General features: G+C 45.0%; 7 protein-coding genes and 1 pseudogene. 5 read left to right on the forward strand and 3 right to left on the reverse strand.

Going from position 1 to position 12,674, the window contains the following annotated elements; all coding sequences use genetic code 11:
* Positions 1-11: 11 nt before the first annotated feature.
* Positions 12-2,824 (reverse strand): annotated as a pseudogene (locus F5613_RS00095) (NPCBM/NEW2 domain-containing protein).
* Positions 2,821-3,876 (reverse strand): alpha-L-fucosidase, encoded by a 1,056-nt coding sequence (locus F5613_RS00100; RefSeq protein WP_179398218.1) that lies wholly within the window; start codon positions 3,874-3,876, stop codon positions 2,821-2,823. Before F5613_RS00100 ends, F5613_RS00095 begins: the two are co-directional and overlap by 4 nt.
* Positions 3,877-4,195: 319 nt before the next feature.
* On the opposite strand from F5613_RS00100, the gene F5613_RS00105 reads away from it, so the two are divergent.
* Positions 4,196-5,881: an arylsulfatase gene (locus tag F5613_RS00105; RefSeq protein ID WP_394353423.1), complete on the forward strand. Its 1,686-nt coding sequence runs from the start codon at positions 4,196-4,198 to the stop codon at positions 5,879-5,881.
* A gap of 3 nt (positions 5,882-5,884) precedes the next feature.
* On the opposite strand, the gene F5613_RS00110 is transcribed toward F5613_RS00105, so the two are convergent.
* Positions 5,885-6,937, reverse strand: coding sequence for a hypothetical protein (locus F5613_RS00110; protein ID WP_179398219.1), 1,053 nt, complete (start codon positions 6,935-6,937; stop codon positions 5,885-5,887).
* A gap of 550 nt (positions 6,938-7,487) precedes the next feature.
* Between F5613_RS00110 and clpB the strand changes: the two genes are divergently transcribed.
* From clpB to F5613_RS00130, 4 genes are all read left to right on the forward strand, one after another.
* The gene (gene clpB / locus F5613_RS00115; protein WP_179398220.1) at positions 7,488-10,079 is read left to right on the forward strand and encodes an ATP-dependent chaperone ClpB; all 2,592 of its coding nucleotides are present in this window, start codon (positions 7,488-7,490) and stop codon (positions 10,077-10,079) included.
* A gap of 105 nt (positions 10,080-10,184) precedes the next feature.
* Positions 10,185-10,514, forward strand: a complete 330-nt coding sequence (locus F5613_RS00120) for a hypothetical protein (protein WP_068179803.1) — start codon at positions 10,185-10,187, stop codon at positions 10,512-10,514.
* Positions 10,515-10,578: 64 nt separating this feature from the next.
* Entirely contained in the window at positions 10,579-11,253 is a 675-nt protein-coding gene (locus F5613_RS00125) for an OmpA family protein (protein ID WP_068179801.1), read from the forward strand.
* 99 nt (positions 11,254-11,352) lie between these two features.
* Positions 11,353-12,600, forward strand: coding sequence for a hypothetical protein (locus F5613_RS00130; RefSeq protein WP_079683037.1), 1,248 nt, complete (start codon positions 11,353-11,355; stop codon positions 12,598-12,600).
* Positions 12,601-12,674 lie beyond the last annotated feature (74 nt).

The raw sequence follows: 12,674 nt of genomic DNA on the forward strand, positions 1-12,674 counted from the left end.
TAATTTATTTGTTACTGTTCAATTACATACCAGGTGTATCCGTTGGCTGGAATGGTTACTTTAAGCTCGATGGTATAGTTTCTGTCCAGCCTGTAAGTAACCGGTTTGCCCTCTTGCTCGCGTACACGGGCTGTTTGGGTAAGTCCGCTGTAATACAAGGGCAGCTGTATGGTTCGTACCATTACGGTGTCGGTTGGATTGTAAAACATGGCAAAGCCCTTCTCTTTTAAGTTGGGATTTACATGCATTAGTCCGTCCCAGTCGCGAGCATCGGGACGCCGTAAATGTATGATATCGCTGTTTAGGATATTCCGGTATTTTTTATACCATTGTATCACCTCTGTTACCATTTCTTTGGTTTGAGGTGTGTCGTATAACCGTGGACCGCGATAACAGGCCTGTACCCCGGCGCCGTAGTTTTGTATCATGTGTGTCTTGTACTCATACAGATGCTCACTGAGGGGTTCGAGCGTGGCTTCGGCACCGCCGCCCTGTATTCTACCAAAGGAACAAAGCTCCAACATGCCGATGCCATACGGTCCCATGTGCCGTCGTAATTAAGCTGGCGGGCGTGGATAATCTGTCTGTCGCGCGGAAGCGACCAGTTGGCTTCGCGGTATCCGATACCTGTTTTGTTTGTTCCGTTCAGGAAGTAGAAGTCGGGTACATTCATGTAGATACCCTCTGCACGCATCCATTTGTAGAGGTCAGTAATTTTATGGAACTGGTTCCATTGCGAATCTTCCAGCCCCTTATGATGGGTGTGAGTGGTAGAGGCACATACATCGCCCGGGTACGAGCCGTCGTGCTCAAAACAGCGCATTCCGGTTTTTTGAAAGAATGTTTTAATCTTATCGAAGTATTCGTAACCCCAATCACTGCACAAACAGGGAGCACTGCCAAAGCGCATGCCTCCACGTTTGCCCGTTTTAGGATTTATCACATCCACCTCGTCGCTTATCCATCGGCTCGACAATAAGGAGTAGCACCCCAGTTCGATATTTTTGCTTCGTCCATAATCTACCAGCGCCTTGTATTTGGCCAGATTGGCTTCTGAAACGTCTTCTGCATTGAGTCCGGATCCGAAGCTTATAATCACCATCTCGTATCCTGTCTCGGCACACTGATCGATGGCGGTACGGATAACGGAGGGATCGGACGAGGTAAGATGCATGAATATGGGATTTTCGGTTGCCCACGGAGCTACCGAATAATGAAAACGACGTTTAAATAATCCTTTTCGCTCCCTGTCGTCGCTATCGAAAGGCATCAGGTAGGTTTTAAAGGAACCGAATGATTTGTTGGGCTGTACGGTATAATCCGGACCAAGGGGAGGGGACACCTCCAGGATGCAAGGTGTTGCCATAGGGTAATTGCGCTGCGAGGTGTACAGCGGATCGGACACCCATTTTTCTGTAATATCTGTTTCTCTTTCCATGAATTCGCCGCCACAGGCGTAATCGCTTTCCACATGGATATTTGGTAATCTGAATTTATCGGGATTACCGCCTCCGGGTGATTCGGGTTCGGCAAAGGCGAGTTGTTCCAGACAAAAATGATCTATATTGATAGGGCGGGAAGACTGGTTTACGATTTCAAAGTCTTTCCTTATAACCGGAATCTTATCATACACGACAATGTTTAATTTGATGATAAGATCTTTGTGTTCGTTGGTGCCCCGCAGGGTAAAGGTAAGCATCTTTCCCGATGGAGCCTGTTTATTGAGAGCCCACCTGTTTCTTGCCCATGGGATGGATTCTTGCAGCGGTGAGATCTCAAAATCTTCCACCATAAAGGAGTTGGGCATGGTGCTTAGCTTATCCAGCCATTCGGGTTTAAGAAAACCTCTTTCGGGCTGCCCCGCCAATCCACCGATGTTCCATGTTTTGCCATCAATACGAATAGAACCTTCGGTTCCTACGGCCCTCAGCATATTCTCTCCGGTCATTTTATTTATTATATCGATGGTTGCCAGATTGGGCATGATTCTGAATACCCTCGAAACCATGCTGTTGGCTATAATGATATTTTTATTGTCGGCTGTACGGTATATGTTAGTCTCCGATTTATCTGCGTTGATCAACCAGTCGAACCCGGGCTTTTCCATGGGTAGCTCCACCACAGGCAGCTGTGCTATTTTCTGTTCCAGCTTTCTCTTTACCTGCGGATCCATAACGGGTAGTTCGCCGGCAAAATTACTTGATACCGTTACCGGTACAATCTCACTGTAGGTTATCTGCGGATCAATCCAAAGTGCATGGTCGCCGCTGGCCCCATCACCACCATCTTCAACAACCATCTCAAGAATCCTTACTCCGGCAAGATTGACCTGTACCTTAATGGGGGTGTCGCCTTGGCGGATAAGCGGACTTTTGTATAATTGCCTGCTATCACCTGTAATTGAAAATACTACGGAACCCTTTTCTACGTTTCCGTTCAGTCCTTCGAGCCCGGCAAATATCTTGCTGTTCTTATCTGTGTTATACCACAACTTTTTGCCGTCTACCAATGGATACGAGATCAATTTTGTATCCTGATAGTTTATTTTATTGTCGGCTATGGCTATTTGAGCTGTAAACAGGCTTGCGTTGCCGCGGGTGTCAATTTTGATAATACTTTTGGCATGGGTTCCTATCACATTGGTATAGGGTACACCGGCTACCCTGGCAGCTTCGCCGGTAACCGATTTTCCAGCCATTATACCTCCGTATTCCTGGTAAGCAACCGAAAGATCCATCCCGGCAACTTGTCGGATGTTTTGCGCAGATGCATAGCCGCAAATCAGGATACAGGTAAATAAAAACAAATGGAATTTCATATTCATTTTAAATTTAGTTTTTTAGCTAAGTCGGTCAACAGTTTAACATCCCTTTCTCTTAGTTGCCCGTCTCTGTTTAGAGGAGTATTTAATATTAATATATTATCCTGAGCGGTTGCCTTCACGTACAGACCGGCAAGTTCGTCAACCGTTTTGTAGGTAGTGTCTTCGGTGTGGTAAAACCATTTGCCACTGATGCAAACAGTAGACTCCCACGGCATGTAATAGGTTTTACCATTGTGTGTAAACAGCTTGGGATCGGGTGATGCAGGCAGGTATGGATCGCCTAACCGGAAGTCGCTGGGGAAATACCGGATTGGAAAACCTTCTTTCTGATTTTCGGGAAGAACAGGGTGATAGTCAGGATTATCGGGCAATCCGATACTCCAGTTTATTCCAACTTGGCATTGAGGCGCTTTGGCTTTGATTGTACTGTAGAGTTGTTGGACCGGCCAGCGTTGGTTACTCTTTTCCCATCCGCCATCGAACCAGAATTCAACAATTTTAGTATGCTTTTGTACCATGTCTATCAGTTCGTTTATCTGGCCTAACATGTATTTGTTATAGGCTTCGTCTTTCGAAAGGTCTTTTACATCGGCATTTTGTGTTCTGTCCCACAGCGAATAATAAAGCCCCAGCTCTATTCCCTGGCGTTTGCATTCTTTGGCTACCTCTTCTACAACGTTGGTATGATTTCCTGAATTAGCCACATCATATTCGGTATATTTGCTGTCCCACAGGCAAAATCCTTCATGATGCTTGGTAACAAGGATGATGTACTTCATTCCTGCTTTTTTGGCGGTTTCCACCCATTGTCGTGCATCAATGCGGGATGGCATGTAAGATGCGGCCGGTTTGGATCCATCGGTCCATTCTTCATTATGAAAAGTGTTGATTCCAAAGTGGATAAACATACCGTATTTACGTTTGATCTGATTCTTCTGATATTTACCGGGCTTCTGGGAAGGGATAGGTTCAGTTAGTTGCGGTTGAGCATAGGTATGAACAGAAATAAATAGCAGGAATAATAAGATAGAAAATAGTTTTTGTGTTTTCATGTTTATATTATTTAATAAAGCATAGTAAGTGAAACAAAGTTACGGTGATTGTTCTCACTTATAAATGGATTATGCTGTGAATATAATGGATTATCTTATTATATGCTACTGCTTTGCCTCTATATTTTACCGAAATGTATTTTAGTTTTTAATTTTGAATAATGAAGAGCATATCGATCAGTTTTATTTTGATTATTAATAATTTTGTCGCTACTTCGCATTCATTTCTGAATGGATCGGAAAACCACATGTGTTAGCAGAGGTTATTAATAAACGAAGTTAAATACAGATTTAACTCAAAAGAAGAGTTGTGTTAATTATGACAAAAATGTTTAGATCAATGCCGCTTGCTGCGCTTGCCTTAACGGCGGGTGTGAGTTGCGGAACGGGAAAAAATGCGGAAGAGGGTGTTAAAGGCAGACCGAACATTCTTCTTATTCTGGCAGACGATTTGGGATATTCGGATCTGGGTTGCTACGGCGGCGAGGTTCATACACCTAATCTGGATAGGTTGGCGCAGAACGGGTTGCGCTTCAGCCGGTTTTATAATGCCGGACGGAGCTGTCCGACCAGGGCCTCGTTGTTGACGGGCCTCTATCCGCACCAGGCGGGGATAGGGCGGATGACTTTCGACGATCATCTGCCGGGTTACAGGGGTACCATGACGCACAATGGGGTTACCATTGCCGAAGCACTGAAGCAGAATGGCTATCAAACAGGAATGATCGGGAAGTGGCATGTGGCTGAAACGCCTTTACGTACCGATCAGAGGGAGTGGCTGGCGCATCAGGTGCAGCACGAAGAGTTTGCTCCGAAGGAGAATTATCCTATACACCGCGGGTTTGATAACTTTTATGGAACCATCTATGGGGTGGTGGATTATTTCGATCCCTTCAGTCTGGTTAACGGTGAAGAGCCGGTTAAGGATGTGCCTACGGGTTACTATAGTACGATTGCATTGTCTGACAGTGCGGTTTCGTATATCGGTAGGTATGCAAAGTCAGAAAAACCATTCTTTATGTATCTGGCCTATCACTCTCCCCACTGGCCTTTGCATGCCCTGGAGGAGGATATAAAGAAGTATGAGGATGTGTATAAGGTGGGCTGGAAAACGATTCGTGAGGCTCGCTTCGAAAGAATGAAAAAGTTGGGAATCTTTGGTAATCAGACCGATTTTCTTTCTAACCGTCAGTCGGCCAAGGAGTGGGAGTCTAACCCGGACAGGGAGTGGGATGCGCATGCCATGGCGGTTCATGCGGCTATGATAGACCGGATGGATCAGGGTATCGGAAAGGTGCTGCAGGAGCTGGAAAGAACCGGTGAGCTGGATAATACCCTCATTTTGTTTATGTCCGACAATGGATGTAGTCCGGAAGTATGTCAGGATTATTCACCGGGAGAGAACGACCGTCCGGATATGATGCGCGACGGAACGCCCATCGTGTATCCGAGAAAGAAAGAGGCAATGCCGGGACCGGAGACTACCTTTGCTTCATTAGGACCGGAATGGGCCAACGTAGCCAATACACCGTTTCGGTTCTGGAAGGCTAAAATGTATGAAGGGGGGATTTGTTCTCCTATGATTGCCCATTGGCCTGCCGGTATTAAAGCTGTCAGAGGATCGGTTACCGACGAGCCTTGTCACATTGTGGATGTGATGGCTACCAGTTTGGAATTGGCTAAGTCAAACTATCCTGCCACCTATAAGGGAAATAAAATTCTTCCGATGCAGGGCGAGAGCATGGTGCCGGTTTTTAAGAATGGTAAACGTAAAGGGCATACCTATATCGGGTTCGAACATTTTAATGAGAAGGCGCTGATGAGTAATGATGGCTGGAAGATTATTCAACCCGGCAATAAAGCCAGGTGGGAGTTGTACAATTTAAATACCGACCGGTCTGAGCAACATAACCTGGCCGATACATATCCCGATAGGGTAGCTGCCATGGTTAAGGAATACGAAGCCTGGGCAGAGAGGAGCATGGTGGTTCCGGCTCCGCGCTAACGACTAGGCTTCAAGTTTTACCAGGTATAGGGTTACGGTTGAATTACTGCCGGCGGCCGTTCCGCTAGGGGCGGCCTGCTTCCGGCAGAAGTAGTAATTCCTGCATTGGATGTCGAGTGGGTGGAATTCGGCAATGCGGCCCGTTTGATAGTAGTCGTCCACCAGTCCGCCTTTAGCAAAGTAGGCAATGTTGTTTCTGCGATCAAAACAATAGGTATAACAGGTATCCGCATCTAAGGTGTTGCTGTAGCTGGAGATCAGGAACCGGTCGCTAAGCAGTAAGGGCAATACCGTGGCTGTTTGTTCGGTCTGAAACCTTTCTGCCTCCAGTTGGTTGGTTCCTATCAGGTAGAGGGTGTCCTGAATAAGGCTATCTGTACACAGGGAGGGAGAGTGCACGTACATGCATCCTTCCGAAACAGCCACCTGAGGATCAAAGTAGCCCTCCATATAAAAGCGACCAAGGTCTGCCTGACAAAGTTTTTTCTCGGTCAACGGCTGTAGTTGCTGCGTGAAACCGCAAAGTTTCTTCTCTATTTTAGTCTCCGTTTTGCCGGGTATAACCTGCTCGGTTGTTGCCCAGTATTGATTGTTATAATATGCGAGGCTGAGCAGTTTGGTTTGAGAACCGTTTTGTTTGAGGTCTTTGGCCTGTATCAGCACCCCGTTATAATCGTATATGTAAGCTATTTGGTTGTTTCCGACGGCAACAAGCTCTTTATTGCCGGGATTTAAGGTAAAGTGGGTAACCGAAATGGTTTCCGTTCCTGCTTTATGGATGGATATCTTGCCAAGAAAGTCACCGCTTTTATTGAAATGAAACAGCACATGGTCGCACAGCACAAACAGGTGGTCGCCATCTTTCTGTACCGAATGGATGCTGCCGGGATTATATCCTTCCGGAAAGGCCAGGGGGATGGAGCTTACCTCCTCCGCGATATCGGACAGTTTGCCATCCACGCAACGGAGTGCATCTTCGGCAATGTAACGGGGGATGTAGAGGTAGCCGGCTATCAACACAAACAGAAATATTAAAAATTTAAATCCTGATTTCATATAATTTAAGGCTGTTTCTTTATTGTATCGCAAACTTACATAAAAATGACAATTTATAAGCGTGTTGAATAAAAATAAAGGCCACTATGTCGTTCATATATTGAGTATTCCCTAAAATATAGTGTCTTTGTAAGTGTAACAATAAAAGAGCTAATTATGAAGCACATATGTGGTATTGATCTACGTTAATAGTATTTTATGTACACTTTCAAACAAAATGATGATAAAATAGACAGGATCTATTGGTATATCATTCAGTTGGCGATGTGCCCATTGAAAGTACTGGTGGCTTTTGTTTTTAGAATATGACTGTCAATTTGGCGCACTTTTGTTCTGGCACTTATTTTGCCTTATCCTATACAGATTGAATGTTTACAGGAAGAAGCATACATCCGCGATGGCAACCGTACAACACGGCTTACAACCGCAAAGAATGTAAGTTTAGTGCTTTATTGATTGAATTGCTATTTTGTTGGATTTAAGGGATTAGAACATTCGGTTGCAGATAAAGTTATATTAGTATAGTTAGAATGAAAGGAGAAATAAAGATATGAATTTAAACAATTTTACAATTAAATCGCAAGAGGCTGTTCAGCAGTCTGTTCAGCTGGTTTCACAACGTGGACAGCAGGTGATAGAAGCAGCCCACATACTTAAGGCTGTCATCATGACAGGCGAGAGTGTTGTGAATTTTTTATTCCAGAAGCTGGGTGTAAATGTACAGAACCTGCAGATGGTGCTGGACCGTCAGCTGGATTCTTATCCCAAGGTATCGGGTGGCGAGCCTTACCTGAGTAGCGAGGCCAATGCTGTATTGCAGAAGGCAATCGAATATTCGGGCAAGATGGGCGACCAGTATGTGTCGCTTGAACATATCTTGCTGGCCCTGCTCACGGAGAAGAGTGTGGCTTCGAGTATGCTGAAAGACGCGGGTGTTACCGAGAAGGAGCTTCGCCTTGCCATCGCAGAGCTGAGAAAGGGAAACAATGTTACGAGTCAGTCGGCCGAAGATACCTACAATTCTCTTAATAAGTACGCAATCAACCTGAATGAGCGTGCCCGGTCGGGTAAGCTGGATCCGGTTATCGGTCGGGACGACGAGATACGACGGGTATTGCAGATACTAAGCAGACGTACCAAAAACAACCCGATCCTGATTGGTGAGCCTGGGGTTGGTAAAACAGCCATAGCCGAAGGATTGGCCCATCGTATCGTACGGGGCGACGTGCCCGAAAACCTGAAAAGTAAACAGCTTTTCTCGCTGGACATGGGTGCACTGATTGCCGGAGCCAAATACAAAGGCGAGTTTGAAGAACGTCTTAAATCGGTTGTAAATGAGGTGATAAAGGCTGAAGGCGAGATCATCCTCTTTATCGACGAGATTCACACCCTGGTGGGCGCCGGTAAAAGCGATGGAGCCATGGATGCGGCTAATATATTGAAACCTGCTCTGGCACGAGGCGAACTAAGGGCGATAGGTGCCACTACATTGGATGAGTATCAGAAGTATTTTGAAAAGGATAAGGCTCTTGAACGTCGTTTCCAGATTGTTACGGTGGACGAACCCGACGAGCTAAGTACCATTTCTATTTTACGTGGCTTGAAGGAGAAGTACGAAAATCACCACAAGGTGCGTATCAAAGATGATGCAATTATTTCGGCTGTGCACTTGTCGCATCGCTATATCACCGATCGGTTTCTGCCCGATAAGGCTATCGACCTGATGGATGAAGCTGCTGCACGTCTGCGTTTGCAGGTAGATTCTGTTCCGGAGTCGCTGGACGAGGTGAGCAGACGTATCAAACAGCTTGAGATCGAGCGCGAAGCTATCAAACGCGAGAACGATGTGCAAAAGCTGGAGCAGCTTAACAAAGAGATTGCCGATCTGAAGGAAGACGAGAAGACGCAGATGGCCAAGTGGCAGAGCGAGAAGGATCAGATCAACAAGATTCAACAGAACAAGATCGATATCGAAAACCTGAAGTTTGAGGCAGATAAGGCCGAGCGCGAAGGCAATTACGGTAGGGTTGCCGAAATACGCTACGGACTGATAAAGGCGAAAGAGGAGGAGATCAAAGCGGTGCAGGCGCAGTTGCATAGTCTTCAGGGCGGATCGGCCATGATTAAAGAGGAGGTTGACAGCGAGGATATAGCCGACGTGGTTTCGAGATGGACGGGTATTCCGGTAAACAAGATGTTGCAAAGCGAAAAGGAGAAGCTGCTTAATCTGGAAGACGAACTTCACAAACGGGTGGTTGGTCAGCAGGAGGCCATCACAGCCATTGCCGATGCCGTAAGGCGCAGCCGTGCCGGTTTGCAGGACCCGAAGCGTCCTATAGGTTCGTTTATTTTCCTCGGAACTACCGGTGTGGGTAAAACGGAGCTTGCCAAAGCGTTGGCCGAGTATCTGTTTGACGACGAGAACCTGATGACCCGTATCGATATGAGTGAGTATCAGGAGAAATTCAGTGCCACAAGGTTGATTGGTGCTCCTCCGGGATATGTGGGTTACGATGAAGGTGGACAGCTTACCGAGGCAATCAGGCGTAAGCCGTACTCGGTGGTTTTGTTCGACGAGATTGAGAAAGCACACCCTGATGTGTTCAATGTTTTATTGCAGGTGCTGGACGACGGCCGACTTACCGATAATAAAGGTAGGGTGGTAAATTTCAAGAACACGATCATTATTATGACATCCAATCTTGGATCGTCACTGATTCGTGAGAACTTTGAAAAGATAACGCCGGAAAACCACGACCAGGTGATAGAACATACTCGCAATCAGGTGTTGGAATTATTGAAGAAGACAATCCGTCCGGAGTTCCTGAACCGTATCGACGAAACGATTATGTTTACGCCGCTTAACGAAGAGGAGATAAGACAGATCGTGAATCTGCAGTTGAAGGGTGTGGCTGCGATGTTGGCTGCCAATGGCATCGTGCTCGAATTTACGGATGAGGCTTTGTCGTTCATCGCCCAAGAGGGATACGATCCTCAGTTTGGTGCCCGTCCGGTTAAAAGGGTTATTCAGAAGTACGTGCTGAACGAACTCTCAAAAGAGATCCTTAGTCAGAAGATCGACCGTAATCAAGTCATTACGATTGCAAAAAAAGGACAGGGATTGGAGTTTGTAAATAAATAATTGACAAAGTGATAGGGGAGGTGTAAAAATTTACGCTTCCCTTATTGTTTCTGTCGCACTAAGTTTTACCTTTGCATGAACAAAAACAATTAATCGAACTAAATTATGAGTGAGAAGGATGATATGTTAATTTATGATGAAGACGATTCTGTGAAGTTTATTCAGAATTATCTTCCTCAGGAAATGAAGGGCAAATTCAGCAACGACGATATAAATTATATCGTAGATCTAGTTTACGATTTCTATGAATCCAAAGGTTTTATGAACGAAGATCCTGAAAAGGATGCGGATGTGGAAATTGATGAAGAAGAGCTGATCGCTTACGTAATTAAGAACGCCAAGAAAGACGGAGTAGGCAAGTTTGAAGCCGAAGAAATTAGCTTTATCGTACAAGGGGAGCTTGAATATTGCGATTCAATCAACATGTTTGAGTGATAAACTGTTATTCCTTTGTAACAAGATTTATTGACATTTTATTAATAACTAATAATTTTGATTTATGAAAAATTTTAAGATGATTTCGGTCCTGATGCTGTGTGCAGCTGTACTTCTGTCGGGTTGTGGAGCAAGCAATACAGTGAAAGGAACCGCTATTGGTGTTGGTGGAGGTGCTGCAGTTGGTGCAGGTGTAGGCAAAATTGCAGGTAACACAGCTTTGGGAGCCATTATCGGTGCAGCTGTAGGTGGTACTGCCGGAGCTTTGATCGGAAAGAAAATGGACAAGCAGAAGAAAGAGTTGGAAGCTTCTATTCCAGATGCTACAGTTGAGACTGTAAACAATGGCGAAGCAATCAAGGTTACTTTCGATTCAGGTATTTTGTTTGCTACAAATTCAAGTACAGTAAGCGATGCTTCTAAATCGGCTTTACGCAACTTCGCATCCAGCCTGAACTCAAATCCGGATACCAATATCAAAATTATCGGTCATACAGATAATACAGGTAGAGTGGAATACAACCAGACTCTTTCTGAGAAACGTGCTAAAAGCGTGTACGATTATTTATTGAACCAATCTGTATCAAGCAACCGTATGCAGTTTGAAGGTAAAGGTATCACTGAACCTGTTGCCGACAACTCTACTGCTGCTGGCAGACAACAGAATCGTCGTGTTGAAATCCTGATTCTGGCTAATCAGAAAATGATCCAGGAAGCTCAACAGGGTACGCTTAAATAAGAAAATTACATTTTTTTTAGGATTCCGGACAACATAACTTGTTGTCCGGATTTTTTATTGCCGTAAATTGGTTACGTTTGCACTAAATTTATGGAGTGTATGAAGACATTGATTTGTGGATTGAAAACGTCTCTTTCTGTTAAGCTGTGGCTATTGATACTATGTTTTGTTCCTTTCATGGGAATTGCCCAGATTGATGAGAGGGTGTATATGACCGACAGCAGGCTTGACTCCACAAAGAAAGGCGAACTTTCCATCGAAATAGACAATATAAGTTTCTTTCAGAACAACGAATTCAGTTCGGACCTGGTAAAGGGATATACCTTGCCTGGTATGTGGGTACAGCCCAAAGCTGTATTTTATCCCCTCGGGAATATCAAACTGGAAGCCGGTCTGCATATGCTTCGCTACTGGGGTGCCAATAAATATCCAAATTTTGCCTATACGGATATCGCCAAATGGAAAGGAAGTCAGTATCAGAGTGGCGTGCATTGGCTGCCCTATTTTAGAGCGCATTTTTCATTATCCCCTAAACTGGACATCATTCTGGGTAATATCTACGGTGCAGCCAATCACCGTCTGGCAGATCCTTTATACAACAGCGAGCTGAATCTGTCTGCCGACCCTGAGGCAGGTATGCAATTGCTATACAAATCGAAGACGGTGGATGTAGATGCCTGGATCAACTGGGAAAGCTTTATCTTTGAAGGTGATACCCACCAGGAGGCTTTCACTGTGGGGCTTTCGTCGCAACTACGACTAAACGAAACTTCTAAAAAGGTACATTTCTATCTGCCTGTACAGGTGCTTGCACAACACAGGGGGGGCGAGATCGATACTATTTTTACCAATTCCATTCAAACCAATATCAATGCGGCTGTTGGGGCCGGTATTACCGTTTCGGTGGGCGACCATTCGTTGCGTCAGCTTAATTTTGAGCTTACCGGAGTGGGATTGTATCAGCAGTCGGGTAAATGGCTTCCCTACACATCGGGCTATGGAATTTATCCCAAACTAACTGCCTCTTTTAAATATGTTCGTCTGAAGGCAGCTTACTGGACCTGTCATAATTTTGTGTCTTTGCTTGGAAGTCCGTTTTTTGGTTCCCTTTCTACTGCTTATCCGGGCAGACAATACCAGAATCCCGGATTCATATATGCCGGATTTGAGTACTCCAAGACTTTTGCCAAAGGATTTTCATTAGGTGTTGACCTGGATGTTTACAGGCATAATGCAGTAACCTCTTTAGATCCGGAAAAGGGGTTACTGAACGAAAAAGCGGCTGTAAGTTTTGGAGCCGGAGTATACCTGAGAATAAATCCAACATTTTTATTAAAAAAGTTCTGATAACATTTTTTTACTTATATTTGCATGCTATCCGTTGGATAGGATTCGATTTATTGAAACGAGCACGTTTCTGT

It is taken from the genome of Macellibacteroides fermentans (assembly GCF_013409575.1).
GTDB classification, from domain to species: Bacteria; Bacteroidota; Bacteroidia; order Bacteroidales; family Tannerellaceae; genus Macellibacteroides; species Macellibacteroides fermentans.